This is a genomic window from Volucribacter psittacicida (assembly GCF_004339025.1).
Lineage (GTDB): Bacteria > Pseudomonadota > Gammaproteobacteria > Enterobacterales > Pasteurellaceae > Volucribacter > Volucribacter psittacicida.
Genome location: NZ_SMFT01000005.1, coordinates 113,111 through 139,742, shown reverse-complemented (window position 1 = coordinate 139,742; position 26,632 = coordinate 113,111). Strand labels below are relative to the sequence as shown.

36 protein-coding genes and 1 pseudogene are annotated in these 26,632 nt (G+C 38.6%); 17 read left to right on the top strand and 20 right to left on the bottom strand.

Features of this window, described 5'->3' with window-relative positions:
- Positions 1 to 88: 88 nt before the first annotated feature.
- The 16 genes from EV694_RS09505 to EV694_RS09430 all read right to left on the bottom strand — a co-directional run bounded on the left by EV694_RS09505 (position 89) and on the right by EV694_RS09430 (position 8,614).
- The gene (locus tag EV694_RS09505; RefSeq protein WP_132691901.1) at positions 89 to 511 is read right to left on the bottom strand and encodes a hypothetical protein; all 423 of its coding nucleotides are present in this window, start codon (positions 509 to 511) and stop codon (positions 89 to 91) included.
- A gap of 79 nt (positions 512 to 590) precedes the next feature.
- Positions 591 to 965 carry a Mor transcription activator family protein gene (locus EV694_RS09500; protein ID WP_132691899.1) on the bottom strand — a complete coding sequence of 125 codons (375 nt, stop codon included), beginning with the start codon at positions 963 to 965 and terminating at the stop codon, positions 591 to 593.
- Positions 958 to 1,437: a gp16 family protein gene (locus EV694_RS09495; protein ID WP_132691897.1), complete on the bottom strand. Its 480-nt coding sequence runs from the start codon at positions 1,435 to 1,437 to the stop codon at positions 958 to 960. Before EV694_RS09495 ends, EV694_RS09500 begins: the two co-directional genes overlap by 8 nt.
- A complete protein-coding gene (locus tag EV694_RS09490; RefSeq protein ID WP_132691895.1) occupies positions 1,407 to 1,775 on the bottom strand; it encodes a hypothetical protein in 369 nt (122 codons plus the stop codon). The genes EV694_RS09495 and EV694_RS09490 overlap by 31 nt, the downstream gene beginning before the upstream one ends.
- Positions 1,776 to 2,252, bottom strand: coding sequence for a hypothetical protein (locus EV694_RS09485; RefSeq protein ID WP_132691893.1), 477 nt, complete (start codon positions 2,250 to 2,252; stop codon positions 1,776 to 1,778).
- A gap of 74 nt (positions 2,253 to 2,326) precedes the next feature.
- A complete protein-coding gene (locus EV694_RS09480) occupies positions 2,327 to 2,722 on the bottom strand; it encodes a DUF2528 family protein (protein WP_132691891.1) in 396 nt (131 codons plus the stop codon).
- A 97-nt stretch (positions 2,723 to 2,819) separates the two neighbouring features.
- Positions 2,820 to 3,506 carry a DUF2786 domain-containing protein gene (locus tag EV694_RS09475; RefSeq protein ID WP_132691889.1) on the bottom strand — a complete coding sequence of 229 codons (687 nt, stop codon included), beginning with the start codon at positions 3,504 to 3,506 and terminating at the stop codon, positions 2,820 to 2,822.
- A gap of 54 nt (positions 3,507 to 3,560) precedes the next feature.
- On the bottom strand, positions 3,561 to 3,875 hold the full coding sequence (locus EV694_RS09470) for a hypothetical protein (RefSeq protein WP_132691887.1): 315 nt from the start codon (positions 3,873 to 3,875) through the stop codon (positions 3,561 to 3,563).
- Positions 3,876 to 3,885: 10 nt separating this feature from the next.
- Positions 3,886 to 4,074, bottom strand: a complete 189-nt coding sequence (locus tag EV694_RS09465; RefSeq protein ID WP_132691885.1) for a hypothetical protein — start codon at positions 4,072 to 4,074, stop codon at positions 3,886 to 3,888.
- Positions 4,064 to 4,252: an ANR family transcriptional regulator gene (locus EV694_RS09460; RefSeq protein WP_132691883.1), complete on the bottom strand. Its 189-nt coding sequence runs from the start codon at positions 4,250 to 4,252 to the stop codon at positions 4,064 to 4,066. Before EV694_RS09460 ends, EV694_RS09465 begins: the two co-directional genes overlap by 11 nt.
- A 188-nt stretch (positions 4,253 to 4,440) precedes the next feature.
- A complete protein-coding gene (locus EV694_RS09455) occupies positions 4,441 to 5,058 on the bottom strand; it encodes a DUF3164 family protein (protein WP_132691881.1) in 618 nt (205 codons plus the stop codon).
- Positions 5,055 to 5,261, bottom strand: a complete 207-nt coding sequence (locus EV694_RS09450) for a hypothetical protein (protein WP_132691879.1) — start codon at positions 5,259 to 5,261, stop codon at positions 5,055 to 5,057. The genes EV694_RS09455 and EV694_RS09450 overlap by 4 nt, the downstream gene beginning before the upstream one ends.
- 3 nt (positions 5,262 to 5,264) lie before the next feature.
- Positions 5,265 to 5,492: a hypothetical protein gene (locus tag EV694_RS09445; protein WP_132691877.1), complete on the bottom strand. Its 228-nt coding sequence runs from the start codon at positions 5,490 to 5,492 to the stop codon at positions 5,265 to 5,267.
- Between the two features lies 1 nt (position 5,493).
- Positions 5,494 to 6,408 carry an AAA family ATPase gene (locus EV694_RS09440; protein ID WP_132691875.1) on the bottom strand — a complete coding sequence of 305 codons (915 nt, stop codon included), beginning with the start codon at positions 6,406 to 6,408 and terminating at the stop codon, positions 5,494 to 5,496.
- Positions 6,409 to 6,420: 12 nt separating this feature from the next.
- A complete protein-coding gene (locus EV694_RS09435) occupies positions 6,421 to 8,388 on the bottom strand; it encodes a transposase domain-containing protein (protein ID WP_132691873.1) in 1,968 nt (655 codons plus the stop codon).
- A gap of 10 nt (positions 8,389 to 8,398) precedes the next feature.
- The gene (locus EV694_RS09430; protein WP_132691871.1) at positions 8,399 to 8,614 is read right to left on the bottom strand and encodes a helix-turn-helix domain-containing protein; all 216 of its coding nucleotides are present in this window, start codon (positions 8,612 to 8,614) and stop codon (positions 8,399 to 8,401) included.
- 211 nt (positions 8,615 to 8,825) lie between these two features.
- On the opposite strand from EV694_RS09430, the gene EV694_RS09425 reads away from it, so the two are divergent.
- The 3 genes and pseudogenes from EV694_RS09425 to EV694_RS09415 all read left to right on the top strand — a co-directional run bounded on the left by EV694_RS09425 (position 8,826) and on the right by EV694_RS09415 (position 10,286).
- The gene (locus EV694_RS09425) at positions 8,826 to 9,317 is read left to right on the top strand and encodes a DNA-binding protein (protein WP_132691869.1); all 492 of its coding nucleotides are present in this window, start codon (positions 8,826 to 8,828) and stop codon (positions 9,315 to 9,317) included.
- A 355-nt stretch (positions 9,318 to 9,672) separates the two neighbouring features.
- A pseudogene (locus EV694_RS10920) lies at positions 9,673 to 9,822 on the top strand (threonine/serine exporter family protein); the annotation flags it as partial.
- Complete coding sequence (locus EV694_RS09415) at positions 9,822 to 10,286, top strand: threonine/serine exporter family protein (protein ID WP_132691865.1); 465 nt, start codon at positions 9,822 to 9,824, stop codon at positions 10,284 to 10,286. The pseudogene EV694_RS10920 and the gene EV694_RS09415, both read left to right, overlap by 1 nt.
- A gap of 84 nt (positions 10,287 to 10,370) precedes the next feature.
- Here EV694_RS09415 and deoC read toward each other — a convergent pair whose 3' ends face one another.
- On the bottom strand, positions 10,371 to 11,045 hold the full coding sequence (deoC, locus tag EV694_RS09410) for a deoxyribose-phosphate aldolase (protein WP_132691863.1): 675 nt from the start codon (positions 11,043 to 11,045) through the stop codon (positions 10,371 to 10,373).
- Between the two features lie 20 nt (positions 11,046 to 11,065).
- Entirely contained in the window at positions 11,066 to 11,287 is a 222-nt protein-coding gene (locus tag EV694_RS09405) for a SlyX family protein (RefSeq protein WP_132691861.1), read from the bottom strand.
- 110 nt (positions 11,288 to 11,397) lie between these two features.
- Here EV694_RS09405 and fkpA point away from each other — a divergent pair, with 110 nt between their 5' ends.
- The 14 genes from fkpA (at position 11,398) to narL (ending at position 23,867) form a co-directional block, all read left to right on the top strand.
- On the top strand, positions 11,398 to 12,111 hold the full coding sequence (gene fkpA / locus EV694_RS09400; protein WP_165865517.1) for an FKBP-type peptidyl-prolyl cis-trans isomerase: 714 nt from the start codon (positions 11,398 to 11,400) through the stop codon (positions 12,109 to 12,111).
- Positions 12,112 to 12,178: 67 nt separating this feature from the next.
- On the top strand, positions 12,179 to 12,844 hold the full coding sequence (locus EV694_RS09395) for a helix-turn-helix transcriptional regulator (RefSeq protein ID WP_132691857.1): 666 nt from the start codon (positions 12,179 to 12,181) through the stop codon (positions 12,842 to 12,844).
- Positions 12,844 to 13,224: a sulfurtransferase complex subunit TusD gene (gene tusD / locus EV694_RS09390; RefSeq protein WP_132691855.1), complete on the top strand. Its 381-nt coding sequence runs from the start codon at positions 12,844 to 12,846 to the stop codon at positions 13,222 to 13,224. Before EV694_RS09395 ends, tusD begins: the two co-directional genes overlap by 1 nt.
- Entirely contained in the window at positions 13,221 to 13,583 is a 363-nt protein-coding gene (gene tusC / locus EV694_RS09385) for a sulfurtransferase complex subunit TusC (protein ID WP_132691853.1), read from the top strand. Before tusD ends, tusC begins: the two co-directional genes overlap by 4 nt.
- A 5-nt stretch (positions 13,584 to 13,588) precedes the next feature.
- Positions 13,589 to 13,858: a DsrH/TusB family sulfur relay protein gene (locus EV694_RS09380; RefSeq protein WP_132691851.1), complete on the top strand. Its 270-nt coding sequence runs from the start codon at positions 13,589 to 13,591 to the stop codon at positions 13,856 to 13,858.
- 185 nt (positions 13,859 to 14,043) lie between these two features.
- Positions 14,044 to 14,418, top strand: coding sequence for a 30S ribosomal protein S12 (gene rpsL / locus EV694_RS09375; protein ID WP_013745731.1), 375 nt, complete (start codon positions 14,044 to 14,046; stop codon positions 14,416 to 14,418).
- Positions 14,419 to 14,564: 146 nt separating this feature from the next.
- A complete protein-coding gene (rpsG, locus tag EV694_RS09370; RefSeq protein WP_132691849.1) occupies positions 14,565 to 15,035 on the top strand; it encodes a 30S ribosomal protein S7 in 471 nt (156 codons plus the stop codon).
- A gap of 111 nt (positions 15,036 to 15,146) precedes the next feature.
- Positions 15,147 to 17,249, top strand: coding sequence for an elongation factor G (gene fusA, locus EV694_RS09365; protein ID WP_132691848.1), 2,103 nt, complete (start codon positions 15,147 to 15,149; stop codon positions 17,247 to 17,249).
- Positions 17,250 to 17,308: 59 nt separating this feature from the next.
- On the top strand, positions 17,309 to 18,493 hold the full coding sequence (gene tuf, locus EV694_RS09360; protein WP_132691845.1) for an elongation factor Tu: 1,185 nt from the start codon (positions 17,309 to 17,311) through the stop codon (positions 18,491 to 18,493).
- 67 nt (positions 18,494 to 18,560) lie between these two features.
- The gene (gene crcB / locus EV694_RS09355; protein WP_132691843.1) at positions 18,561 to 18,938 is read left to right on the top strand and encodes a fluoride efflux transporter CrcB; all 378 of its coding nucleotides are present in this window, start codon (positions 18,561 to 18,563) and stop codon (positions 18,936 to 18,938) included.
- Between the two features lie 3 nt (positions 18,939 to 18,941).
- Positions 18,942 to 19,634 carry a pseudouridine synthase gene (locus EV694_RS09350; protein WP_424580061.1) on the top strand — a complete coding sequence of 231 codons (693 nt, stop codon included), beginning with the start codon at positions 18,942 to 18,944 and terminating at the stop codon, positions 19,632 to 19,634.
- Positions 19,635 to 19,636: 2 nt separating this feature from the next.
- Positions 19,637 to 20,098 (top strand): NUDIX domain-containing protein, encoded by a 462-nt coding sequence (locus EV694_RS09345; protein WP_132691839.1) that lies wholly within the window; start codon positions 19,637 to 19,639, stop codon positions 20,096 to 20,098.
- A 169-nt stretch (positions 20,099 to 20,267) separates the two neighbouring features.
- A complete protein-coding gene (adhE, locus tag EV694_RS09340; RefSeq protein ID WP_132691837.1) occupies positions 20,268 to 22,880 on the top strand; it encodes a bifunctional acetaldehyde-CoA/alcohol dehydrogenase in 2,613 nt (870 codons plus the stop codon).
- A gap of 348 nt (positions 22,881 to 23,228) precedes the next feature.
- Complete coding sequence (narL, locus tag EV694_RS09335; RefSeq protein WP_132691835.1) at positions 23,229 to 23,867, top strand: two-component system response regulator NarL; 639 nt, start codon at positions 23,229 to 23,231, stop codon at positions 23,865 to 23,867.
- 104 nt (positions 23,868 to 23,971) lie between these two features.
- On the opposite strand, the gene EV694_RS09330 is transcribed toward narL, so the two are convergent.
- Positions 23,972 to 24,895 carry an SPFH domain-containing protein gene (locus EV694_RS09330; RefSeq protein ID WP_243646017.1) on the bottom strand — a complete coding sequence of 308 codons (924 nt, stop codon included), beginning with the start codon at positions 24,893 to 24,895 and terminating at the stop codon, positions 23,972 to 23,974.
- Between the two features lie 170 nt (positions 24,896 to 25,065).
- Complete coding sequence (gene ppx / locus EV694_RS09325; protein ID WP_132691833.1) at positions 25,066 to 26,631, bottom strand: exopolyphosphatase; 1,566 nt, start codon at positions 26,629 to 26,631, stop codon at positions 25,066 to 25,068.
- Position 26,632 lies beyond the last annotated feature (1 nt).

The following is a 26,632-nucleotide window of genomic DNA, read 5'->3' as shown; positions in this document are numbered from 1 at the left end:
CCCTTTAAAATAGCTTTAAAGGGAGTTTAAAGGGGATTTAAATAATTTGATTTTAAAGGGGTTTAAAGAAACTATTGTATGTAAACCATTATTTTGTCATATTTTCAAATGCTTGATGAAGCTTACCAAAATCAATATCATTTTCCATTGGTAAGCCAAAAGTATCTTTATAATTTCCTAATAATGGCTCTTGAGTTAAGTGACTATCATAAGTTTGCATTGCTGTTCCGTTTAACGCATAAAAACGCTTTATTTGATCTTTAGTTTTATCATAAAGAAATAAATTTAATTGTGAGCGTTTTCCTACCCCCATAAAATTACAAGCTGCAAAATAACGTTCCCCTACTTTTTTTTGTTCACACTGTGCGGCTAAGCCTGAATTTTGGGGTGTAATATGTATGAATGCCAGTTTGAGTGAATCCATTTCTTGTTGTTTTGGAGCGTCTTGATCTTGCTCATTACATCCTAATAGGAATAAGGATATTAATGTTAAAGTCAATATTTTTTTCATTAGTTTCTCCTTAAATAGTTGATAGATCATTATAAATAATACGCCAACTGAATTAAGTTAGCTATAAAAAAACGCCTTATCAGGCGTTTTCTTCATCAGCAAACATATCTACTTGCCGTTTAGCTATTTCTTCTTTTTGTATCCGTTTCACAATTTGATAAACCCATTGCATGGATACGCCATATTTACGGGCAAGTTCACGATGATTAAAACCATTAAACTCCCGCCAGATTTTTAGATCTCGCTCATTTAAGGTAAATAAAATGGCACGTGGAATATAAATTACCTCTCCGCCCCAATCTTTCGCAATTTTTTGCGCAATATCAATCCCCGTTTGCATGGCTTGCTCGTTGCTCATCTTATGCTTATCCATCAACGCCATTTTAATATGCTCGGCTAAATCAACTAAGATTTCTGGCGCTTTATTTTCAAATGTACTAATATCATTACCCATTATTGTACCTCCCTTGCCATTTTTTCAACCGTTCTAACACCAATGTGGCTTCCGCATCTTTCAAAGAAGCCACCGAAAACACTAAAAGATTTGACCCAGCTTTTGCTCTTAACGGATTAATGATATTTCTTACAAAAGCATTTAATGCCTGTTCTGACCCCTCTCTAATAATTCCCTGTTTATACATCTCAATCCAAATCGCTCGAATTTTTAAGGCAATATTGGAATTTACCTTAGCGTTGCTTGATGATGGCGAATAAAATTTCCCTGCCCGTCCCCGACGCGCTTTAAAGCCCCGTTGTTCTAAATGATGTAATACTCTTGTAAGCTCTGGTACGGTCATCACTTTACAGCTATTTTTCTTTACCGCCTCCATCAACATTTGCCGATAGGTAATTTCATCAATATTTAGTTGATGTTTGGCGATATGAATCTTCGCGATTAACGCTTGACGTTGGTTGCTTTTGTACATTTTTTTAAAATCCCCTGTAATTTTTGTATATTTTCAATAGCTTTTTGTCTATCTTGTTCCGTCCACTCCTGTTCAGGCAGTGCTATAATCTCTCTTGGTGGCATTCGCTCAATAAGCATTGAGGGGGTAGGAAAGCGTTCACATTCACAGCACAGCTTTAAAAAGGCTTGCTCAATCCGTTTTCTATCCAGTTTCTCCTCAAGGTGGGGGAATTTAAAGGTTATCGCCTCTAACCACACTTTTACCGTTAATTCCACTGCATCTTCAGGCGGGCAATTTTGTAGGCGTAGCACAATTAACCTTGATAAACCGTTAATAATGGTATCTTGCAACCACATTTAGCCCCCTTTCATTTGTTGTAAGCGTTGTAATGCCCCTAAGGTTTTTGATTGCCCTTGTTTGACTGTTGGTTTATCGGCGAAAACGGCAACCTGTGTACTGGCTTGCGGTTTCCAACGGCTAATAATTTCAAACAAATAGCCATGGCTTTTCATCGGCAATTTAAGATTATGCCGATTTGCTAAGGTCTGGTTAATAGCATAAATCCACGCTTCCACTGGTGCAGGATAACCTTGTCCATCACGTTGGATTTCCCCTTGTTCAATATAGGGCAAAAGCTCGCTTAATAAGGTGGATACTCGGTCAAAAGAGAGCGAGGTTTTAGCTGGGCGAAATAAGCCTAAATAGCCGATTAAGCCTTTACCTAGCTCACCACTCACTGCTAAGGCTAACTGTAACGCCTCGCGGGCTTTTTCATTTGCCACTAAGCTATCTAAAGAATTCACCGCACCACAAGCAGGGCATTTGCATTTCATTGTGTTACTCCTTAAAACCCATTATTCAGCCCACTATCAATGGGCTGTAAATAGGCTTTAATATTGATTTTGATTTAATCCTTATCCAGAAAAGGCTTCATTTCAACTATTTCAAAATCATCTGAATCAATATCAGGAACAGAATAACTATGAAATAAAATACCGTAAGAACCATCAAGAGGATAATATCCTTCTTCGCCTTTCATTTGGTCTATAATTTGATTTTGTCCATAATCTTGTGCGAGATAATAAATACGGCTACCTAATATTGGCAGGAAAAATTCTAAATGTTCTTCTATACTCGCATTTTCGGATGGGCAACCATACCAAAAGGCTGACATAGTAATTAAAGCCTCTTTAAATTTTGGATGTTCAAAATCAATCACGACTTTAATTTCAGCTTCAACATCGCACCAATCATCAGTGCTGATTGTTATTAATTGTTTTCCTATTGTGTTTAGTTCAATCATTTTTCCTGTCCTCACTTAATTGTTTTTTCAGCATATCGGTTAAGTATTCATTATCCAGTCTACTGACTAACATTAACTAATGGGCTGTAAATAGACTTTAATTCCCATGCCCTAATTTCAAAGACTCTTTACCATTAACGCCATGGTTTAAAGTCACTTTTTTACCCACTTGAAAGCCTTTATATCTCGCATTATTACCCTCACTTTCTCTGGTATTTCCAACTTTTCTTGTACTACCTTGAATGAAGTTTTTTTGTTGCTGAATCCGATTATAATGGCGTTCAAGTTTTTCTTTTTCTTCAGGGGGCATTGCGAAATCTTTAACATTCTGATATACCCCTGCAGTCCAGCCCTCACAAAAAGCATCTGCTCGTGCAATTAACGTACTACGTTTTAATCGTTTACTTTGTGTTGCCGTAAATTCTTTGCGTGCTTTTGCTAATTGCCGATAGAGAACATCAAAGCAATAGCTGGCAATTTTAGGACGCTCATTTTCGCCTAAAAATACCGCTTTTGTTTTGATACCTTCATTGAAATAACATTCAACACCAAAACATTTTTGGATAATAGATGCCAAATTATGCACATAAACAGGCGTACGCTTGGCAAATAATACCTCAGACTGATGTTCACTCATTTCCACATCGTCTTGATGTATATTGTGTTTTTCCATCAATTTTTGTGCCATTTCTAAGGCTTTTGCCGCTTCATAGGGATTAGCTGATTTTGATAATGCAAGTAATTTATGAATCTTAGCTAATAGCTTATCCTCTCTTTTTTCCATTATTTTTTACCTTGTTATAAATAAAATTTGTTATCAAAATGTCCTAAATAAAGGTTAATACGGCAACTCGTCCTTATCTTGTTCAGCTTCTTCCTCTTTGATTTCCGCCACTAATTCATTTAATGCCTTAGAGAAAGCACGCTTTAATCGTTCATCAGGAATATCTCTCATAGCCAAAAAAGCCATAGTTTTGCCATCTAACAACGCTCGGTACCAATTAACTTCTCCAAATAAGCTACCTTCCCAATTAACTTGTAAGACTTTGCCGCCTAATACCTCTGTATTCTTTGAAAAGACCAACTCACTGGCGCTATTTTCGTCTAACTCAATTTCAAGGGTTAGTAATACTTTTCCAAGCTCAAGCTCCATAATTTACTCCTTATTGATTAAGGCTATTCGCCACGCTTACCATTCTAATTTTCGTTTCTTTTGCTTTATTAATCGCAACCTGCCACATCTGCAACGCCGCCCCAATATCATCACAATCCAGCATATGCAGGCTATCAATCATTAGGTTAATACTGATATTCATCTGCTCTTTTAAATCCAACTTGCTATTAACGTCCATTCTCCGCTCCTTTTTTATAATGCAAACAAAACGCCATACGGTTTAAGCAATAGTCTTGGTTTTGCGGATTTCTTGCTAAACTTGCCGATTTTCGCCATAACTCTGCGGCATAACTCAAGTCGCCAGCCTTTTCTACTTCCGCCGCCAGTTGGCTTAATTGTTTAAAATTGTGTTTCATCTTTTCTCCTTATTTGCGTGGTTAAAACACATTCCAAACGCCTCTTAAAAGCACGTTAAAAGGCGTTTAAATGGGCTTTAAACTATTTATCCTATTAAGTTAAGAATACATATAATGCATATACAACCTAAACCAAATGCAAGAGGAATTAAAAATGCGCCCATAACAATGTAAAGTAAGATTTCCATTTAAACCCCCGCCATATCCAAACTCACTGGCTGATATTTACCTTGCTCATCGCGTTCATAAAAACGGATATAATCTTTACTGCTGATCACCTGCATACTGTCCGAAATGGCTTGCATCGCTTTTAGCCAACGTTCATCTTGAATATCCACCTTTCTTAATGAGAAAATGCGAGCAGTACTTAAGTTACCTTCCTTATCCACTTGGAAAGCGTTATCAATTAATGAGCGCAGTTCAGGACGTGCTTCAACTGACCATTCATGCAAACATTCATCAATCAAGGTTTTGGCGGCGTGAATACGCTCATCAAACCGAATATGGTCAGATACCGCCACCTGTAATTTATATTTACCGTCATAGGTAAATAGGGTTAAATTCCCTTTACGCCCACCCATTTTTACCCCGTATTTTTCGGAAGACAGGTCAACAAATGCCCCAACATCATTAAAAACTTGTTGCTTAAAGGCTTTCATTGCCTGTTGTACATTCATTGCCTTTTCAACAAAATCACGCACTAGGGCATCACGCTCTTTATCTATTTCCCGCACTAACTCATCGGGGGTTAAATGCCCTTTCGCGTCTTTCCAGTAAGTTTTGCCTTCAATGACAGTTTTGCTCATAATGACTCCTTGTTTTCATTTAAAATTGCGACAACTTTTATTGATCTTTTTTTCACTAAAACTTCAAAATGGCTAATCCCATGTACCAGCACATCAATAAGTTGATTAGGGTTGTTGCGGTTTTCTTCTCCCCATAAAACACAATATTTAATAAATAAAGGGTCTTTTCGGGTAATCAGATATATTTTTCCTATTTCCAGCACGTTTTATTCTCCTATGTAGTTATAAAAATCCGTATTCGGGTAATGCTTAATCAGCCAGTCTTGGATATATTCTTCCTGCTCGGGTGTTAAATTCGGCTGAAATTTACCGTGTTCGGCTTTCCATTCTTGCCTTGCCTTTTCTTGCCAGCAGGATTGATCGCAGACGTCTTGTTCCGCTTGCTGACAGGCTGATAACAAAAGCGGTATGATTAGAGTTAAATATTTTTTCATCTTAAGCCCCTCGCATTTGTGCTTGGGCTTGTAACACTAAATCCAAGGTAATCAACGTGCCGTTACCTTTGGCGGCAATACCTGCTAAACGCAAATACTGGGTTAAGGCGCGTAAACCGCCTGCTTTCGTGCCAATATCGTATAGAACCGTCATAAAATCTTTATCTTCAATATTGATGTCCCAAGCCTGTGCAATCGCCTGAATATCTTTTTTTGTTGAGGCTTTGACGTGGCAATGATTACCTATTCTTGACCAAAGTCTGGCATATTCATGGGCTTGGTTGACGCCACCTTGTAAACGGGTATAAACCTTGTCATTCCCAATTAACGCAAACCCCACATTGGCTTCCTCTTGAATAATGCGAATTTCTTCAAGGGCGTCATAAGGCAGATGATCACTTTCATCAATAATCACTAAACCCTGTGTATTCAGTAATTTCTTCGTGATTAAGCGTGATAAACGATCTTTACGTCTAGGGGCATCGTTAATACCTAATTCAAGGGCTAACTCATATAAAATACTGGATAAGGTTGCCCGAGCAGGGCTTGCTGTGATAAGCCATACATTGGCATTTACCCGTTTATATTCTTGGCAGGCTTTGGTTTTCCCCACGCCACTTGCCCCATAAACCGTTACCATCGTGCCAAGGATTTTTGCCATATCTAATGAATTAAAGACTTTTTGGGCGGTGGCGGTTTCAATAAAGCTCGGTCCTTCAATAAATTGCTTGGCTTTTTTCTCACGCGATTGCAAGAAATTGATAATAGCCTGTTCTACCGCTTGATTATTGCCCTTATATTTTCCCTTTAGATAGGTACTTAATACGCTGGCAGTGAACCCCATCTTTTTGGCGATTTCCACTTGGCTCATTTCGCCACGATCAATAATGCTTTGTATTTGTTGAATTAATGTCATAATTAGCTCCTGTTATTTAATTCGGGTAAGCCCTCTTTGCAGACTTTGCTCAAATTCATTCATTGTTTCTTCCTCTTTATCAACGGTTACTTTCCGCACCGTATTGCCCATTTTGACCAGCTCAATAATTTTCGGCTCTGTCGGCTCTTCCTCTAACTCCACCTCTGGCATCAACCGACTGACTTCTAATGTATCCATCTTAATTTGTGATTGTGCTGCCTTTTTATTCTCTCTGGTAAATTGCTTACGCAATCTGTCGTGTTCCCGTCCCGTTGCTTTATCTCCAAAGGCGATAGCTTCTTGGCAAATAGCTTGAGCTAAAAATTCGCCCTCAAGGCTATATACCCATACGTCGCTATGCAGTTGTTGAGGATCAAATCTCACAACCACTTTTTTATAATGTGAGCCGATCAAATCGATGGCTAAATAACGATTCTGACGCCCATTCACCTTACCGCCACAAGACAGCTCAAAGGTGCCGTCTTTCTTAATGGATACCGCTTCACTCATTAGCATTAAAATACGCAGTTGTTCCATACTGGCTTGGCGGATTGCCGTTTGTTGATAATCTCGTTCAAACACCTGATCAAAGCTGTAAACCCCTTGACAAAGCTCGGTATGCCGTTTTTGTTTGGCATTAAAGGTTTGAATACCTTGCTCTAGGGCTAAAATAAAGGTGGCATAATCGACCCCAGCTTGTCCGCCGTTATAGTTATCAGGCTTGTTATACACATTGTCGCCCGTATAAAAACCCGCTAAACTTGGGTGCTTATCCACTAACTCGCCTAAACCACCATGGGAAAAGGCGCGCTCAATGGGTTTAGCTTGTCCATGCCCCTTGCCAAATTGAATGCTCGTCCAGTGCAGTTTTATCCCTAAAAGCGGAATAATCCCTTTTACATCATCCTCTTTTACCTTAAAGCGATAACGGTTCGGCACACCGCCCGTTAGCCATTTGTTAGCTGCCGCTCGGGTATTGTCGAGCGTGATGTTTCTTGGTATACCGTATTTGTAAACCAAGTCCATTAAGGAAAGGCGAATACTGTCGCTGTTTTCGCTAATATCAGTGCGATAAGCAAGGATCTTTCTAGTGCGAACATCTTGCCAAATCCACGTCTTAGGTCGCACAATCTCGCCGTTATGCCACTTCACAAACACGTTATGTTGATAACCGTCTCCATTTACCCATTCAAACGCCTCTAAATCCGCCACACTACGGCGTTGGCTTGGGTAATATTGACTTAAAGCGTGTTCGCCTTTGCGTAAATACACCTGTTGCACCATCGGAATTTCCCGCTGTATTTTGCGTTTTACGCTGGAAGGGCTTGGGATCTGCCAATTATTTTTGACCGCAGCCCGTTTTAACCGCTGATAACACACCGCAAATTGAGGCTCTTCATTGCGAAAATAATCCGCTTTAAAAAATTCCCATGCGGCGGGGGTAAATTCCGCACAATAGGCTTGACGATTTTTGCCCTGTTTACCTAGCAACAAAGGAAGCCAATCCGAACGCTCAAACGACCGCACTTTGTAGTACCACCGTTTCAACGAACCAACGGCTTCGTTATGCTGTTTTGCCACCAAATTGATGGCGTCCATAATGGCAGCACCGTTCTCCACCAAGTCCGCCACCGCAACAATTAATGCCAACTTTTCTTTGGCTTTTTGCCGTTGTTGCTCGGTTGCTTTATCAAATCCCGCCCAAATTACATCAGGCAGATAATTTAATGCTTTGGCTTTTTTTGAGGATTTCCCCTTATCAGCTAGCTCAACCGCTGTGGTTTGGGCGTGTTTTAGTAACAGCTCGGTTTGGACTTCTTGGGGAAGGGAAGTGAAAGCGTATTGGTAAGTTACACCTCTAACCCCTTGTACTTGCCTTTTTTCCCAATTTTTACTTGTAGCTAAACGCGTAATATTTGATGGTGAAGTTGGCAAAGACTGAATTCCTGATAATTCTTTTGCTGTAAACCATTCTTTCATACTCGTTTCCTTAGTAACGTGATGGCCATATATCCTTAGGTTCTAAACCTAGAGCATCAGCAATAATACGTTCTCCTTTTGGGTAAGACTTATCTAATGCATTGCGTAAAGTCGTTTTTGCTAATCCATTATTAGTACTCAATTTAGACAAACTAAGCCCCTTTTTCATAAGCTCGCCACGAATTTCGTAGTTACTCATATCTTTAGCTCTTTTTTTTCTTGCCATTATGTGCGATCCTTTGAAGTTGGTTTTTTAAGTACGTTATGAAAGTAATCTAATTAACTATATTTTTATCTTATAGTGAACTCTTTCAGAAATCAATAATAGAATTCAAAAGAATTTTAATTAATTTTCTTTATAGATATTATCTTTATGATTTTATTGAAAATATTTTTTATTCTTTTTGAATTCACTTAGTGAATTTCAAAGGTGATTTATGAATTCCAAAATGAAAAATGAATGGTTCTCGGCTTTTGAGCTAGAAGGTTTAGGGAAATTACCAAATAAAGCGACTAATGTAACAAGGAAGGCAACTAAGGAAAATTGGAAAAAAAGACAAATTCAAGGTAAAAAGGGGGTTGCTTATGAGTATCACTACACATCACTTCCACTAGATGTCCAGCAAGCATTAGGCTTTGATACTACAACAACCAATACACAAAACAAACAGAAGTCAACAGATGAATTAGAGAAAGAAATAAAACAGGTTAAAGAATCAGTAAATAATTTGCTTGCTGTTCTGAATCCCCATTCACAAACCTCATTAAACGGTTTAAATGACGATGAAAGCCGTTTAATTAGTTTATTTAGGCTTTGCAATAAACAACAACAAAATAGTTTAATATCAACTGCAGAAGATTTAGTTGTTAGGGCTATAAATAAACAAAAAGAGAGCTCCGAGCCACTTGAGGATTATAAAGTAGCTTAACCTTTCAAAAGGCAATAGCAATCTAAGGGGCGTTTTTTCCTTAAATCGCCCCCTAATACGTTGATAATATTAAAGTTATCAAACTAATGTCAATAAATTAAATTATTTTTTGTTAGCTAGTTCACAAATATTAAAAAGCCATTTAAACAACATTTAAACGGCTTTCTAACTTTCTCATTTTAAGCGGTTAAAACCCGCAATTTTCCCCATTCTTCTATTTTTTCTCATTCACTTACTTTGAGAAAAACAAAACCCTAAAATTTTTTCTAACCCTTGATTTTATTGGTTTTATCCCACTTAATTCCGTTTATTCCCACATAATCCCTAATTTCTCATTTTAGGTGGTTGGTAACAACTAATTAATGCACTTGCCGATGTGTTAAAGGGACACGTTAATATGGGAATTGGACGTTGGGCGATGGCTACTGTTTTAACCCTTGGTGCTTGTATAGGGATTGTTGCAGCTTTATCTTTGCTCAATATTCATCAATGGGGAGGGTATTGATGATATTCTTCAGTTTGTTGGAAGATGCAATACTTTCAGCCTTGCCGGCGGTAGGATTTGCATTATTATTTAATGTTCCAGTGACGGCATTAAAGTATTGTGCGGTACTTGGGGCGTTAGGTCATCTTTCTCGTACGTTATTATTGACTTTCTTTGGTCTTAATCTTGTCCCCGCCACCTTTGTTGCTGCTGCATTCGTTGGATTTATTGGTGTAAAACTTTCTCATCATTATCTTGCTCATCCTAAAGTATTTACTGTGGCGGCGATCATTCCCATGATTCCTGGCATATATGCCTATAAAGCGATGATTGCAATCGTGCAAATTAATTATTATGGATATAGCCAAGAATTACTTTCGCAAGTATTAGAAAATTTCGTGAAAACGGGTTTTATTTTAGGGGCTTTAGTATTTGGTTTAGCGTTACCAGGCTTGTTGTTTTATCGACAACGCCCGATAGTTTAAATGATTACTTCAAAATAGGTGTAATGGACATAATAAAGATTATGTTCATTACACCAATAAAGTGCGGTCAGAAATAAAAAAGTTTTAATATTCTTGTGTTTGAGAAACTAAATTATGAATAATGGCAACGCCAGAGCTTGTTCCTATTCTTGTTGCTCCCGCATTAATCATTGCGAGTGCTGTATCGGTATCTCTTATCCCTCCAGAGGCTTTTACTTCTGTGCTATTGGCGACCAAAGAATGCATAAGTTTGACATCTTCAAGGGTTGCTCCACCTTTGTTGAATCCCGTTGAGGTTTTAACAAAAGCGACCTTTAACTGTTTGCAAATCTCACAGGCTTGTGTAATTTCTTCGGGGCTTAATAGGCAAGTTTCTAATATCACTTTTAAAGGAATATTATCACAGATCTGTTTCACTTGAGCTATATCTTGTTCAACCTTTGCCCAAAGTCCTGATTTGAGCCAACCAATATTGATTACCATATCAATTTCATTAGCCCCCGCCTCAATGGCTTGTTGAGCTTCAAAGGCTTTAACAGCTGTTGCATTTGCCCCTAAAGGAAAGCCGATAACGGTACAAATTTTAATATGACTGCCTTTTAATTTCTCTTTGGCTAAAGGAATATGGCAAGGATTAATACAAATGGCGTAAAAGCCATAATCTATGGCTTCATCGCAGAGGGTGAGAATATCTTGTTCAGTTTTTTCTGCACTCAGTGCCGTATGATCGATATATTGTGCGAGTTGATACGCTTGCATAATGAACCTCTGTTGATTGATTAATAATGGGGCGGTGGTGTTTCTTCGCTTTGGCTTGCGATATTGGTTGGTTGTAAATCCTTGAGTTTATTAGCGAGATGGCGTAATTGACGTTGAATTTTATCTAAAAGAAATTGTTGTTCCACTAAAGATTGATTGAGATCTTCAATGATACCTTCTTGAAAAGTCACTTTCATTTCTAATTCTTGGATCTGCCGTTTAAAATTTTGCATATTGTCCATATATTATTCCAAATAAGTGTTATAAATTGTTGCTAAGACACTTTAACCTATTCTATGATAAATAGGAAAGGGGAGATTTCTTTTTTATTAACTATAACAAGGATATTTTTATGAAAAAATTATCATCAGTCGCTTTACTCGTTACCTCTTTATTTTCTGCTCATGTTATGGCAGAGCAAATTACTGACAAGACCTTTATTGATGACACCTCTTATGCTTTAGGGGTTGCTATGGGCAAACAGCTTGAAGATATGGTTGCTTCACAAAAAGAGGTGATTCAATTTAACACATCACGCATTTTAGCCGGGGTAGAGGATAGCTTGCAAGGTAAGGTGACTTTATCTGATCAAGAAATTGGTGAGCGTTTACAAGCCTTAAGCACAAAATTGGCTGAAATTGAGAAAGCGGAATTGGAAAAAGCTGGCGAAGAAGCGAAAAAACAAGGCGATGAGTTTCGTGCGAATTATGCGAAACAGGCAGGGGTAAAACAAACATCTTCTGGTCTTTTATATAAAATTGAAAAAGAAGGTGAAGGAGTATCACCAAAACCAGAAGATACAGTTGAAGTACATTATGTTGGTAAATTAGTGGATGGCACAGAATTTGATAGTTCAGTAAAACGTGGACAACCTGTTGAATTTAAATTGGATCAACTAATCCCTGGGTGGATTGAAGGATTACAATTAATCAAGAAAGGAGGAAAAATTGAATTAGTGCTACCGCCTGAATTAGGTTATGGCGATCAAGCGGGCTGGCAGCTTCCACCAAATTCTACGTTAATTTTTGATATTGAATTGTTAGATGTGAAACCTGCTGAAAAATAATGAAAAATACGACCGCACTTTTGTATAGAGAAGTGCGGTGCGTTTTAAATAAATAATGAGTATAACTATGTTAACGGATAAACGTCCTTTTACTGAGCAAGATCACAATATTCTAAAATCTTATCAAGCGGTTGTAGAGGGACTCGCTTTGCTTATTGGTGAACATTGTGAAATCGTGTTACATTCTTTGGCGGATATTGAACATTCTGCGATTTGCATTGCCAATGGGCATAATACCAAGCGTAATGTTGGCTCACCCATTACTGATTTTGCCTTAAAATCTTTGCATAATATGAGATCAGAGAATGTGTCTAAGCCTTATTTTACCAGAGCAAAGGGCAGTGGTTTAATGAAGTCTATTACCATTGCTATCCGTAATCCGCAACAACGTATTATTGGTTTATTATGTATTAATATTAACTTAGATGTGCCTGTTTCACAGTTTTTGCAGAGTTTTATGCCAACCGTGCAACAACAAGAAACCTCTCCAGTGAATTTTGCAAGTTCTGTTGAGGAATTGGTTTCACAAACCTTAGAACATACTATTGAAGAAGTGACAACCGATCGATTTGTCGCCAATAATAATAAAAATCGGCAAATTGTAGTGTCCCTGTTTGAAAAAGGGATTTTTGATATTAAAGATGCCATTAATCAAGTGGCTGAGCGTTTAAATATCTCTCGTCATACGGTTTATTTGTATATTCGTCAAATTAAACAAGACGAGGCAAAATAATGAAATATGTTTTAGTCGTCAGACAGCCAGTATATGGATCTCAGGGGGCATTTCTTGCCTATCAATTTGCTCAAGCCTTATTACTTGCGAAACATCAAATTAGCCAAATCTTTTTTTATCAAGAGGGCGTGAGTCATGGCAATGGTTTCGTTTATCCTGCCAATGATGAATTTAATTTAACCCAGGCTTGGCAGCAATTAAGCCAACAATATCAAGTTCCGCTACATTTGTGTATTGCCGCCGCCCAACGGCGAGGTGTGGTTGATGAAAATAGTGCATGGAATACTCAACAAGCTAATCTTGCAACAGGTTTTCAATTAGCGGGCTTAGGCGAGTTTAGTCAAGCCTTGCTCACTGCCGATAGGGTGATCACATTATGATTAAATTGGCTTTTGTTTTTCGCTCGGCACCTTATGGATCCGCCGCGATACGAGAAGGGCTTGACGCATTATTAGCGGCGAGTGCTTTTTGTGAAGAAGATCAGATTGCAGTTTTTTTTCTTGAAGATGGGGTACTCAATTTATTACCCAATCAACAGTCAGCGCTTATTTTACAAAAAGATGTTGCCGCCAGTTTAAAATTACTAACATTATATGATATTGAGCAATGTTATCTCTGCCAGCACTCTTGGCAAACCCTGGGATTAAGCCATTTATCACCAAGTTTACCTGTGATAAGGCTAAATGAAAATGACATTTTTCAAACATTGGCTCAAGCTGAAAAAATTTTAACTTTTTAAATATCATGCTTTATACCTTTGCAAAGGCAGATTATTCTGCCCAACAACTTCAATATTATTTGGCACAATGTGGCGAAAAAGATGCCGTATTATTGTGGCAAGACGGTGTTTTATTGGCACTCAAATATCCTCAGTTATTGGCGGATTGTTATGTATTGGATATTGACGCTCAAGCACGCAATATCCTTGAGTTATTACCCCCAAAAGTGCGGTTGGTTTCGCTGATGGATCTTGTTCACTTAACAGAACAATATTATCCACAACTGAGTTTATAATTTTTTATTGTTGTCTTAGTTTTAAATTGAAACAACGATAAATTTCCTTACTTAAATGACGAAGATCTCTGCTTATTTCTTGACAGCTTGCATTTTGAGGTCTAGAATTGCGTGTCTATCTGTATATCGGATAGTAAACAAGAAATATGTGTTTTATATAATCATTAAAAACTGGAGCTTATTTAATGGCAACTATCAACCAGCTAGTACGCAAACCGCGTGTTAAAAAGGTTGTAAAAAGCAACGTTCCTGCATTAGAGGCTTGCCCGCAGAAACGTGGCGTGTGTACTCGTGTGTACACAACTACACCTAAAAAACCGAACTCAGCATTACGTAAAGTATGCCGTATTCGTTTAACTAATGGTTACGAAGTAACCTCTTATATCGGCGGCGAAGGTCATAACCTTCAAGAGCACAGTGTTGTGCTTATCCGTGGTGGTCGTGTTAAAGATTTACCGGGTGTGCGTTATCACACCGTTCGTGGTGCACTTGACTGTGCAGGCGTGAAAGATCGTAAACAAGGCCGTTCTAAATACGGCGTTAAACGTCCTAAAGCTTAATGGAACTCCGTTAAGTAAGGCCAAACGCTAATTAGTAAATTAATTAACCATAAACTCCAGTAAAAAATCAATACCGCCCAAAGTGCGGTATGTTATACAAGAGTTTTGGATATCCTGAAGATTATTTTTATATACGGAGAAATACCATGCCACGTCGTCGTGTTGTTGGTCAACGCAAGATCCTTCCAGATCCAAAGTTCGGATCAGAGTTACTTGCTAAATTTATCAATGTTTTAATGGTAGATGGTAAAAAATCTATCGCTGAAAAAATCGTTTATAACGCTTTAGATACGTTAGCACAACGTACAGGTAAAGAGCATTTAGATGCCTTTGAAGCGGCATTAGAAAATGTTCGTCCAACCGTAGAGGTTAAATCTCGTCGTGTTGGTGGTTCTACTTACCAAGTACCTGTTGAAGTACGCCCAGTACGTCGTAATGCGTTAGGTATGCGTTGGATTGTGGAAGCTGCGCGTAAGCGTGGTGACAAATCTATGGCATTACGTTTAGCTAACGAATTATCTGATGCAGTAGATAACAAAGGTGCAGCGGTGAAAAAACGTGAAGACGTTCACCGTATGGCTGAAGCTAACAAAGCGTTTGCTCACTACCGTTGGTAATCAGCTTTTAGCAACGTTTTATAGGCTTTATCTCATCTTTGTGTGAACAAAATGGATAAAGCCTTACGCATATTAAAATTTCACATTTAGATTCCAAACAAGGAAATAATAATGGCTCGTACAACTCCTATTTCACGCTATCGTAATATCGGTATTAGTGCGCATATTGATGCGGGTAAAACCACTACTACTGAGCGTATCTTGTTCTATACTGGTGTAAGTCATAAAATTGGTGAGGTGCATGATGGTGCCGCCACTATGGACTGGATGGAACAAGAGCAAGAGCGTGGTATTACAATTACTTCTGCGGCAACAACGGCTTTCTGGAGCGGTATGTCGCAACAATTTGAACAACACCGTATTAACGTGATTGATACCCCGGGACACGTTGACTTTACTATTGAAGTAGAGCGTTCAATGCGTGTACTTGATGGTGCCGTAATGGTTTATTGTGCGGTAGGTGGCGTTCAACCGCAATCTGAAACTGTATGGCGTCAAGCAAATAAATATAAAGTACCTCGTATCGCTTTTGTTAATAAAATGGACCGTACTGGTGCAAACTTCTTACGTGTTGTTGAACAAATTAAAACACGTTTAGGGGGTAATGCTGTACCTTTACAATTACCAATTGGTGCGGAAGAAAATTTCAAAGGTGTTGTTGATTTAATTAAAATGAAAGCAATCAACTGGAATGAAGCTGATCAAGGTATGACATTTACTTATGAAGATATTCCAGCAGATATGCTTGAAGCCTGTGAAGAATGGCGTAATAACCTGATCGAAGCAGCAGCGGAATCTTCTGAAGAATTAATGGAAAAATACTTAGGTGGCGAAGAGTTAACCGAAGAAGAAATTAAATCAGCCTTACGTCAACGTGTATTAGAAAATGAAATCATTCTGGTGACTTGCGGTTCAGCTTTCAAAAATAAAGGTGTACAAGCAATGCTTGATGCGGTTATCGAATATTTACCAGCACCAACAGATATTCCTGCGATTAAAGGTATTTTACCAGATGAAACAGAAGGTGAGCGTCATGCAAGTGATGATGAGCCATTTGCTGCATTAGCATTTAAAATTGCTACTGACCCGTTTGTGGGTAACTTAACCTTCTTCCGTGTTTATTCTGGGGTGATTAATTCTGGTGATACCGTAGTTAACTCAACCAAACAAAAACGTGAACGTTTTGGTCGTATTGTACAAATGCACGCGAATAAACGTGAAGAAATCAAAGAAGTTCGTGCGGGTGATATTGCGGCAGCTATTGGTTTGAAAGATGTAGGTACAGGTGATTCATTATGTGCAGTAGATGCACCAATCATTCTTGAGCGTATGGAATTCCCTGAGCCAGTAATTTCTGTTGCGGTAGAACCTAAAACTAAAGCAGACCAAGAGAAAATGGGTCTTGCATTAGGTCGTTTAGCTCAGGAAGACCCTTCATTCCGTGTACATACTGACGAAGAGTCTGGAGAAACCATTATCTCTGGTATGGGTGAGTTACACTTAGATATTATCGTTGACCGTATGAAACGTGAATTTAAAGTAGAAGCGAACATCGGTAAACCACAAGTATCTTATCGTGAAACTATCCGTAGTACCGTTAAAGATGTTGAAGGTAAACACGCTAAACAATCAGGTGGTCGTGGTCAATATGGTCATGTGGTTATTGATATGTATCCATTAGATCCAGAAGGTCCAGGCTATGAGTTTGTGAACGAAATTAAAGGTGGTGTTATCCCTGGTGAATATATCCCTGCGGTAGATAAAGGTATCCAAGAACAACTTAAATCTGGTCCTTTAGCAGGTTATCCAGTGGTTGATATCGGTATTCGTTTACACTTCGGTTCTTACCATGATGTTGACTCTTCTGAGTTAGCGTTTAAATTAGCAGCTTCTATCGCCTTTAAAGCTGCCTTTGCGAAAGCAAACCCAGTGTTACTTGAGCCAATTATGAAAGTTGAAGTAGAAACGCCACCTGAATATGTAGGTGATGTAATTGGTGACTTGAGCCGTCGTCGTGCTATCGTGAACGGTCAAGAAAGTAATGAGTTTGTTACTATGATCAGTGCTGAAGTGCCATTATCAGAAATGTTTGGTTATGCTACTGATTTACGTTCACAAACTCAAGGTCGTGCATCATACTCAATGGAACCATTGAAGTATGCTGAAGCGCCAGCTAATGTAGCGGCAGCAGTTATTGAAGCACGTAAAAAATAATTTTTTAACAAAACCATAGCATTATTTATGCTATGGTTATCTTACAAAGGAATTTAGCAATGTCTAAAGAAAAATTTGAACGTACCAAACCCCATGTAAACGTTGGTACAATCGGCCACGTTGACCATGGTAAAACAACTTTAACCGCAGCAATTACCACAGTATTAGCGAAACATTATGGTGGTGCTGCTCGTGCATTCGATCAAATTGATAATGCACCAGAAGAAAAAGCACGTGGTATTACTATCAATACTTCACACGTAGAATATGATACCCCAACTCGTCACTATGCACACGTTGACTGCCCAGGACACGCGGACTATGTTAAAAACATGATCACTGGTGCGGCACAAATGGACGGCGCTATCTTAGTGGTAGCAGCAACAGACGGTCCTATGCCACAAACTCGTGAGCATATCCTTTTAGGTCGCCAAGTAGGTGTACCATACATCATCGTATTCTTAAACAAATGTGATATGGTTGATGATGAAGAATTATTAGAATTAGTTGAAATGGAAGTGCGTGAGCTTCTTTCTCAATATGATTTCCCAGGTGATGATACCCCAATCGTACGCGGTTCAGCATTAAAAGCCTTAGAAGGCGATGCAGCGTGGGAAGAAAAAATTCTTGAATTAGCAGGTCACTTAGACAGCTATATCCCAGAGCCAGAGCGTGCAATCGATCAACCATTCTTATTACCAATTGAAGACGTGTTCTCAATTTCAGGTCGTGGTACCGTAGTAACAGGTCGTGTAGAGCGTGGTATTATCCGCACTGGTGATGAAGTGGAAATCGTTGGTATCAAACCAACCACCAAAACAACCGTAACAGGTGTTGAAATGTTCCGTAAATTATTAGACGAAGGTCGTGCGGGTGAGAACATTGGTGCGTTATTACGTGGTACTAAACGTGAAGAGATCGAACGTGGTCAAGTATTAGCGAAACCAGGTTCAATCACACCACACACAGACTTCGAATCAGAAGTTTACGTATTATCAAAAGAAGAAGGTGGTCGTCATACTCCATTCTTCAAAGGTTACCGTCCACAATTCTATTTCCGTACTACTGACGTAACAGGTACAATCGAGTTACCAGAAGGCGTGGAAATGGTAATGCCAGGCGATAACATCAAAATGACAGTAAGTCTAATTCACCCAATCGCGATGGACCAAGGTTTACGCTTTGCGATTCGTGAAGGTGGTCGTACAGTAGGTGCGGGTGTTGTTGCTAAAATTATCAAATAATTGATTGTAACAAGCAATGTAAGAAGGGTATCGAAAGGTACCCTTCTCTTTTATCGGCAATGAGATAATGATGAATTTTGTGTATCTATGCCTAGGAGCAATTCTTGGTGCCACAGGACGTTGGGGATTAACTTTATTACTAAACCCCATTGTTCATATTTTACAACTTGGCACATTATCAGTGAATTATCTTGGTTGTTTATTGATGGGGATCATGCTTGCTGTAATGATACAATTCCCTCAATTATCTTCAGAATGGAAATTCTTTTTTCTGACAGGGTTTTTAGGCAGTTTTACAACCTTTTCTTCTTTTTCTGCGGAAATAGTGCAAGATTTGCTGAATCAAAAATATGGAGCTGCACTTCTGGTTATTGTGTTACACCTTTTCGGTGGCGTTTTATTTACCTTTGCTGGGTTTTTTATTTGGCGTGGGTTTAACCAATAGGGAATGAGAATGATACCAAAAAAATCATTTCATCATCTTGTTAATAAAACAAGGCGAGCAAAGGGATACAAAAAACAAAATACCCAAATTAAGCCTCATATTCTGAATAGGCAACAAACAAAAGTCGTATTATTTAACAAACCTTTTGATGTATTAAGTCAGTTTACTGATGAAGCTGGACGCTTGACCTTAAAAGATTTCATTCCTATCCCGAATATTTATCCTGCGGGACGACTAGATCGTGATAGTGAAGGGCTATTAATTCTAACGAATAACGGTGAAATCCAGCACAGATTGGCTGATCCACAGTTTAAAACAGAGAAAACATATTGGGTACAGGTTGAAAATATTCCGACAGAACAAGACTTACGCCAGCTCAAGAATGGCGTGCAATTAAAAGATGGAATGACCCTACCAGCTAAAGTGCGGTCGATTTCTCCGCCAAATTTATGGCAACGTATTCCTCCTATTCGACAAAGAAAAAATATCCCCACCGCCTGGTTAGAGCTAAAAATCAAACAGGGAAAAAATCGGCAAGTACGCCGTATGACTGCCCATATTGGTTATCCAACTTTACGTTTAGTACGTTATCAAATGGCGTGTTTTAGTTTAGATGGATTAGCTTGCGGTGAGTATCGGCTTTTATCAGAACAAGAACTGACAGCCTTATATCAATTTCTGCAAATAAGGATATAAATGTGCATAAACCTAATATCACCCTAGCTTGCGTAGTACATTGTCATGGCAAATTTTTATTGGTTGAAGAGTATGAAGCGGGAAAACTCACCCTTAATCAACCCGCAGGACATTTAGAAAAAGAAGAAAGTTTATTACAAGGGGCAAGTCGAGAGCTATTTGAAGAAACAGGTATTCAAGCAGTACCTCAAAAATTGATCAAAATTTATCAATGGCATGCTCCACGTACAGGGCTTGATTTTTTACGATTTACTTTCGCACTTGAATTACCGCAATACCAGCCAATTAAGCCACAGGATCCTGACATAGTAGGTGGTAAATGGCTTAGCCTAGCAGAATTTGATGAATACTGCTCCAAGCCAAATCAAGCCGCCCGAAGCCCATTAGTTCGGCAATCTATTTTGGACTATCTTAAGGGCGATTTTTGTGATTTGGATATTTTACGAAAAATATTTTTAATTTAATAATGCAAAGACGAAGATAAAATCCCTATGCGAATGCCTTTTAGACTTTTGATCTAGATCAATCTTATCTCGCACTGATCCGTAAAATGATTTTACCTATAACACCAAATAGGTATAATTTTTCTTAGTAAAATAATTTAAAAATTAAACAACTTTAGGAGAAATTACTATGGGTAATCTAGATCATAACCCTTCGCCTGCACAGGCTGAAGTGAATACTTTGGTTGAAAAAGGCTTAGTGGCTTTAGAGGCATTTCGCCAGCTTAATCAAGAGCAGGTGGATTATATTGTGGCTAAGGCTTCAGTAGCAGCCCTTGATCAACATGGTGTATTAGCTATGCATGCTTATGAAGAAACAGGACGAGGGGTGTTTGAGGATAAAGCGACCAAAAACCTGTTTGCTTGTGAGTATGTTGTCAATAATATGCGGCATCTCAAAACCGTAGGAATTATTAGCGAGGACGATGTAACAGGCATTACAGAAATCGCTGATCCTGTTGGCGTAATTTGCGGTATTACACCAACCACCAACCCAACCTCCACCGCCATTTTTAAATCTCTTATCGCATTAAAAACCCGTAACCCTATTATTTTTGCTTTTCATCCTTCCGCTCAACAATCTTCTGCTCATGCGGCTCGTGTGGTTTATGAGGCGGCTGTTGCCGCAGGCGCACCTGTAGATTGTATTCAATGGATTGAAAAGCCTTCAATGGAAGGAACTTCCGCATTAATGAAGCACCCGGGTATTGCAACGATTCTGGCTACGGGTGGCAATGCGATGGTTGAGGCGGCATATTCTTGTGGTAAACCTGCGTTAGGGGTTGGTGCAGGGAATGTGCCTGCTTATGTGGAAAAAACTGCCAATATCAAGCAAGCTGTGCATGATATTGTGATGTCTAAATCCTTTGATAACGGTATGATTTGTGCTTCAGAACAAGCGGCGATCGTGGATCAAGAAGTTTATCAAGAATTTGTAGCAGAAATGAAGTCTTATGGTGTTTATTTTGTGAACAAAAAAGAAAAGGCACTATTAGAAGAATTTATTTTCGGTGTTAAAGCAAATAGCAAAAATTGTGCTGGTGCGAAATTAAATGCCAATGTAGTGGGCAAACCTGCTGCGTGGATTGCGGAACAAGCAGGTTTTACTGTACCAGCTAAAACCAATATTTTGGTAGCGGAATGTGCTGAAGTGGGCGAAAAAGAACCACTTACCCGTGAAAAATTATCCCCTGTTTTAGCTTTATTAAAATCCCATTCTATAGAGCAAGGCTTTGCTTTATCTGAGGCAATGGTGAATTTCCATGGTTTAGGGCATTCTGCGGCAATTCATACCAATGATGCCGAGATCGCAAAGGCTTATGGCGAACGAGTAAAAGCCATTCGGGTAATTTGGAATTCGCCTTCTACTTTCGGGGGGATTGGTGATGTTTATAATTCTTTCCTACCTTCATTGACCCTAGGTTGTGGTTCTTATGGTAAAAACTCAGTGGGCAATAATGTTAGTGCGGTGAATTTATTAAATATTAAACGAGTGGGCAGACGGAGAAATAATATGCAATGGTTCAAAGTCCCGTCAAAAATCTATTTTGAACGTGATTCAATTCAATATTTACAATCTATGAAAGGGCTAGAAAGGGTTGTAATTGTTACTGATAGAACAATGGTTGATTTAGGTTTTGTGGAGAAAATTGCGAAACAAATTACCGCACGAGGTAATCATGTTACTTACCAGCTCTTTGCCGATGTTGAGCCAGATCCCTCTATTGCCACAGTACGTCGAGGGGTAGAATTATTACGCAGTTATCAACCTGACACCATTATTGCTTTAGGGGGCGGTTCCGCCATGGACGCAGCAAAAGTGATGTGGTTATTCTATGAACAACCTGAAGTAGATTTCCGCGATCTTGTACAGAAATTTATGGATATTCGTAAACGTGCCTTTAAATTCCCACAATTAGGACGTAAAGCCAAATTTATTGGTATTCCAACTACATCGGGTACAGGATCAGAGGTAACGCCATTTGCGGTAATTACTGAGGGCGACAAAAAATATCCAATTGCGGATTATTCTTTAACGCCAACCATTGCCATTGTTGATCCTGCTTTAGTGATGAGCGTACCAGCTCATGTGGCGGCGGATACAGGCTTGGATGTATTAACCCACGCAACGGAGGCTTATGTTTCAGTATTAGCCAATGATTTTACGGACGGTCTCGCATTACAAGCCATTAAGTTAGTCTTTGAGTACCTTGAGTTATCAGTGAATCACAAAGATCCTGAGGCGAGAGAAAAAATGCACAATGCCTCAACCATTGCTGGTATGGCATTTGCTAATGCGTTCTTAGGTATGAATCACTCTTTAGCCCATAAAATTGGTGGACGTTTCCATACACCACATGGACGCACCAATGCTATCTTAATGCCTTATGTGATTCGTTATAATGGCACAAAACCGACCAAAACCTCTACTTGGCCGAAATATAACTATTATAAAGCAGACGTTAAATATCAAGAAATCGCTCGTATGCTGGGTTTACCTTGTGCCACGCCTGAAGAAGGGGTTGCCTCTTATGCCAAAGCCTGCCACGATTTAGCGGCTAAAGTGGGAATTAAAATGTCCTTTAAACAGCAGGGAATTGAGGAACAAGAATGGCTTGCAGCTCGTCGTACTATTGCATTAGCTGCTTTTGAAGATCAATGCTCTCCAGCAAACCCTCGTTTACCTGTGGTGGAAGATATGGAGGAAATTCTAACAAAAGCCTATTATGGTGAAGAATTTTAATCATTGATTAAAGTATCGTTGTTTTACTTTAAACGATAATAAGAAGTGCGGTGATTATCGCAAAAATTTTACTAATTAAAGCCCTCGTTATGAGGGCTTTGTTTTGAAACAATATATTCGTCCTATAATAGCAATTAAGTCAATTTGCTATATAATAGTTAAGTTTAATTTAGATCTACATAATTTAATTATAATATTATCGTCGTCCCATTTTAAAAAATACATTGTTGACACGCCTCTCCGTACTATTTGTACTGTCTTCGGCGTGTTGCTTAAATTGAAACGATGATAATTAATGGTCATATTTAATGATTAACCTATTATAAGAACATATTTAGGGTGGAGTATATGCTTAATAAAACAAAAATTCTTATTATTGATGATCATCCTCTTATGCGACGAGGCGTTAAACAATTAGTCAACTTAGAAGAGGAATTTTGTGTTGTAGGAGAAGCGAGTAGTGGTAATGAAGGCATTACATTAGCATTACAAAAAGATCCTGACCTTATTATCCTTGATCTCAATATGAAAGGATTATCAGGATTAGATACACTTAGAGCATTACGTAATGAAAATATTGATGCTCGCATTGTTATTTTAACGGTTTCTGATGCGAAAGCGGATATCTTTGCTTTAATTGAAGCAGGTGCTGATGGTTATTTGCTCAAAGATACTGAGCCTGATGTTTTACTTGAGCAGTTGAAAAAAATTGCTAAAGGCGAAGTCGTATTAAGTGATACAGTTAAACGTTTGTTATTGGAAAATCACCCGGACAAAGAACCTATCCATTCTCTTACAGATCGAGAAATGGATGTATTACAGTTAATTGCAACAGGTTTATCAAATAAACAGATTGCTGGGCAATTATTTATTTCGGAAGAAACAGTAAAAGTACATATCCGTAATTTGTTACGTAAGTTAAATGTTCATTCTCGAGTTGCCGCAACGGTATTATACTTAGAATATAAGAAGCAAAGTGTCGCTTAATCTTTTTGTATTTCAATAATATAGTCGTTTCTCTTTAACGTTAGTAAGTCTTACCGTACTTTTTTATCTTATTTCTAATTGAAACGACTATATAATTATCCCTCTTATTTCTGTGGTAATTGCACAAATGGCATAACGGTACCTTGTGGAATATAGGTTGGTAATACTCCGTTCCATTTTTCAGCTGTTTTTAATGCAACAAGATCTTGGTTTTTGGATAAGGCTTCTGCTAATGCTCTTGCGCTAGCCGCTTCTGCTTCACCTTTCACGCGAATTGCATGAGCTTCGGCATCAGCTTGTAATGTTTTTTCTTTGGCTAATGCTTCTGCTTGAGTGATTTTTATTCTTGCTTCAGATTCAGCTCTTACTTCTGCCTCTCGTGCTTGTTCTTGTGCAATGCGAGTTTGTCTTTCTTGATTTCTTACGGCGACATCTTTATTAACACTATCCTCGATCATTCGCTCATATTCTTTTGAAAAATTAAAAACAGATTGGACATCGTTAATTGTTAGAGGGTATCCTTTGAAAATATCTGCAATTTCTTTGCGTAAGGCGGTGGCAAATTCTCCTCTTCGTTCCACAGCGGTCATCGCAGTATATTTACTAAAGACAATTTCAAGTTGCTGTCTTACGCGAGGGGCAACTAATGTATTCAACATATTGTCTGTGGTTTTATATTTCGTATAGACTTGTTCGGGATTGGTAATTTGGTAAGTTAAGGTAAGTGCTACCGTTGCGGTTTGGCGGTCAGAGGTATAAGCGGATAATCCGGCGATGACATCGCCTGTTCTTTTGTCAAATTCACCAAATTCAATTTTAGCTTCTCGTGTTGAAAAGAAGGTGACATCTTCTACTGGAGATTTCCAATTTAGCCCTGAGGTTTTGGTGTCAACAATTTCGCCATAACGCGTGACAATCGCGGTTTCTCCTGCATCAACCGAATAAATGGATAAACTTGTTAATATGCCAATGCTAAGTAATAAGACAGCCAATATTATGGAACCAATGGTTAATTTTTTATTCATCATTTGATTTATCTCCTTTTTTAACAATAGAATATTGTTTTAAGAATTGTTGTAATACTACGGCGGACATCGCACCTAAGATAAAGCCTAGAAAAAACATTATTTCCTCCTATTTTTTGTAATGATATGTAAATGCAGTATAGCATTATTTATGTTCTTTTGAAGTGGGGCGGTTATATTTGAATTTCCTTAATCATTAAAGATAAACGCAATGCACTCTTATGACTTAACCATTTTTGTTCCGTTTCTAGTTCATTGAAAATTAAAGGGTTACGTTCTAGGTAATCTTGCGGTAAGGTGAGTTGCCATTCTAGTAAAGTGCGGTTAATTTTTAATGAAATTTTATCGGTATATTCTGTGGCTTGTCGAGATTTGTTGAAAATTACCGCTAAACGTAATAAGCGAATGAGAGCAAGGACATCAAGATCTTGATAGCGAGCAAATTTAGGAATTTTACGCCGATTTAATGGGCCTGTGTGGTAACGTACTAATGTGGCAAGTAGAGCTTGTTGCTCTTTATCAAATCCCGGTAATTCACAGTGCTGTAGAATATAGCTGGAATGTTTGGTAAGCCCACGATGATTGATGACAATGCCCACTTCGTGTAATTGTGCCGCCCATAAAAGGATACTTTTCATCTCTTGGCTAAGGATAGCGGTCTTCCATTGGCAATAGTGCTGGCTTAATAATTTGGCACTTTGGTAAACACGGTAGGCTTGATGTTCGTCAATATTAAATTGCTCCATTAAACCTGTTGCGGTACGCTGGCGGATATTGCTTACTTGAAAGGTTTTTTCTAGGCTATAAATAACACCTTCTCGTAAAGCACCGTCGGAGTAACGCATTTGTTGAATATTGAAGGTGTGGAAGACGGCTTTTAGGATAGCTAATCCAGGGACAAATACATCAGCCCGTTCTTCAATCAGCCCAGCTAATTGTAGCTTATCCATATTATCCACTTGTAACACTTGTTTGGTTAATTGCTCAAGGTATTGGGGGGTAATAATGCCCGTTTTATCAATATTGGCACTGATCACTTGGCTTACGGTTTTAATGGTACCAGAAGAACCTAGTACCGATTGCCAACCGAGTTGTTGATAATCAAAACTTAAATCTTCAATTTTACTTAGCGCTGTTTGGTAGGCTCGTTCAAAATTTTCAAGTGAAATTGCTCCCTGTGGAAAAAATTGTTTGGCAAAACTCACACAACCCATATGGCGGCTCTCTGCGACTAAAGGCGTGAAACCGTCGCCGATGATCATTTCCGTTGAACCGCCACCAATATCTACCACAAATTTACGTCCTGTTTCTGGCTGAGTATGAGAAGCCCCTGCATAGATGATTTTTGCTTCGGTTTGTCCACTGATAATGTGAATTGGGTAGGGAAATACTTGGCTAGCTTGATCAAGAAATTGTTGTTTATTAACGGCTTGGCGTAAGGTATAGGTGCCAACAACATTAATATCCTCTGCGGAGAATCCTTGTAATCGTTCTGCAAATAAGGCAAGGCATTGTACACCTCGTTCAATGGCGGCTTGGCTTAATATATTATTTTCATCAAGTCCTTCCGCAAGCCTTACTTTTTGTTTAAGCCTTGAGAGGATTTGGATTGAGCCATTAATAATACGGGCAATAATCAGATGAAAACTGTTGGAGCCCAGATCAATGGCGGCAATTTCTCGTCCTTCATTATGATGATGGTTTAGTAATGCTTGTGCTTGAGGAAATAAATCATTCATA

Bases quoted from the DNA above. Each gene is read 5' to 3' on its own strand.
- narL (WP_132691835.1), top strand. From the start codon at position 23,229: ATGCTTAATAAAACAAAAATTCTTATTATTGATGATCATCCTCTTATG.
- EV694_RS09405 (WP_132691861.1), bottom strand. From the start codon at position 11,287: ATGGACAATATGCAAAATTTTAAACGGCAGATCCAAGAATTAGAAATG.
- EV694_RS09440 (WP_132691875.1), bottom strand. From the start codon at position 6,408: ATGACATTAATTCAACAAATACAAAGCATTATTGATCGTGGCGAAATG.
- tuf (WP_132691845.1), top strand. From the start codon at position 17,309: ATGTCTAAAGAAAAATTTGAACGTACCAAACCCCATGTAAACGTTGGT.
- EV694_RS09415 (WP_132691865.1), top strand. From the start codon at position 9,822: ATGATATTCTTCAGTTTGTTGGAAGATGCAATACTTTCAGCCTTGCCG.
- EV694_RS09480 (WP_132691891.1), bottom strand. From the start codon at position 2,722: ATGATTGAACTAAACACAATAGGAAAACAATTAATAACAATCAGCACT.
- EV694_RS09430 (WP_132691871.1), bottom strand. From the start codon at position 8,614: ATGGCAAGAAAAAAAAGAGCTAAAGATATGAGTAACTACGAAATTCGT.
- EV694_RS09465 (WP_132691885.1), bottom strand. From the start codon at position 4,074: ATGGACGTTAATAGCAAGTTGGATTTAAAAGAGCAGATGAATATCAGT.
- EV694_RS09445 (WP_132691877.1), bottom strand. From the start codon at position 5,492: ATGAAAAAATATTTAACTCTAATCATACCGCTTTTGTTATCAGCCTGT.
- fkpA (WP_165865517.1), top strand. From the start codon at position 11,398: ATGAAAAAATTATCATCAGTCGCTTTACTCGTTACCTCTTTATTTTCT.
- EV694_RS09425 (WP_132691869.1), top strand. From the start codon at position 8,826: ATGAATTCCAAAATGAAAAATGAATGGTTCTCGGCTTTTGAGCTAGAA.
- tusC (WP_132691853.1), top strand. From the start codon at position 13,221: ATGATTAAATTGGCTTTTGTTTTTCGCTCGGCACCTTATGGATCCGCC.
- EV694_RS09475 (WP_132691889.1), bottom strand. From the start codon at position 3,506: ATGGAAAAAAGAGAGGATAAGCTATTAGCTAAGATTCATAAATTACTT.
- EV694_RS09435 (WP_132691873.1), bottom strand. From the start codon at position 8,388: ATGAAAGAATGGTTTACAGCAAAAGAATTATCAGGAATTCAGTCTTTG.
- rpsG (WP_132691849.1), top strand. From the start codon at position 14,565: ATGCCACGTCGTCGTGTTGTTGGTCAACGCAAGATCCTTCCAGATCCA.
- fusA (WP_132691848.1), top strand. From the start codon at position 15,147: ATGGCTCGTACAACTCCTATTTCACGCTATCGTAATATCGGTATTAGT.
- EV694_RS09460 (WP_132691883.1), bottom strand. From the start codon at position 4,252: ATGAAACACAATTTTAAACAATTAAGCCAACTGGCGGCGGAAGTAGAA.
- crcB (WP_132691843.1), top strand. From the start codon at position 18,561: ATGATGAATTTTGTGTATCTATGCCTAGGAGCAATTCTTGGTGCCACA.
- tusD (WP_132691855.1), top strand. From the start codon at position 12,844: ATGAAATATGTTTTAGTCGTCAGACAGCCAGTATATGGATCTCAGGGG.
- EV694_RS09490 (WP_132691895.1), bottom strand. From the start codon at position 1,775: ATGTGGTTGCAAGATACCATTATTAACGGTTTATCAAGGTTAATTGTG.
- EV694_RS09485 (WP_132691893.1), bottom strand. From the start codon at position 2,252: ATGAAATGCAAATGCCCTGCTTGTGGTGCGGTGAATTCTTTAGATAGC.
- EV694_RS09505 (WP_132691901.1), bottom strand. From the start codon at position 511: ATGAAAAAAATATTGACTTTAACATTAATATCCTTATTCCTATTAGGA.
- EV694_RS09380 (WP_132691851.1), top strand. From the start codon at position 13,589: ATGCTTTATACCTTTGCAAAGGCAGATTATTCTGCCCAACAACTTCAA.
- rpsL (WP_013745731.1), top strand. From the start codon at position 14,044: ATGGCAACTATCAACCAGCTAGTACGCAAACCGCGTGTTAAAAAGGTT.
- EV694_RS09395 (WP_132691857.1), top strand. From the start codon at position 12,179: ATGTTAACGGATAAACGTCCTTTTACTGAGCAAGATCACAATATTCTA.
- EV694_RS09350 (WP_424580061.1), top strand. From the start codon at position 18,942: ATGAGAATGATACCAAAAAAATCATTTCATCATCTTGTTAATAAAACA.
- EV694_RS09495 (WP_132691897.1), bottom strand. From the start codon at position 1,437: ATGTACAAAAGCAACCAACGTCAAGCGTTAATCGCGAAGATTCATATC.
- EV694_RS09500 (WP_132691899.1), bottom strand. From the start codon at position 965: ATGGGTAATGATATTAGTACATTTGAAAATAAAGCGCCAGAAATCTTA.
- EV694_RS09330 (WP_243646017.1), bottom strand. From the start codon at position 24,895: ATGATGAATAAAAAATTAACCATTGGTTCCATAATATTGGCTGTCTTA.
- EV694_RS09470 (WP_132691887.1), bottom strand. From the start codon at position 3,875: ATGGAGCTTGAGCTTGGAAAAGTATTACTAACCCTTGAAATTGAGTTA.
- deoC (WP_132691863.1), bottom strand. From the start codon at position 11,045: ATGCAAGCGTATCAACTCGCACAATATATCGATCATACGGCACTGAGT.
- EV694_RS09455 (WP_132691881.1), bottom strand. From the start codon at position 5,058: ATGAGCAAAACTGTCATTGAAGGCAAAACTTACTGGAAAGACGCGAAA.
- ppx (WP_132691833.1), bottom strand. From the start codon at position 26,631: ATGAATGATTTATTTCCTCAAGCACAAGCATTACTAAACCATCATCAT.
- adhE (WP_132691837.1), top strand. From the start codon at position 20,268: ATGGGTAATCTAGATCATAACCCTTCGCCTGCACAGGCTGAAGTGAAT.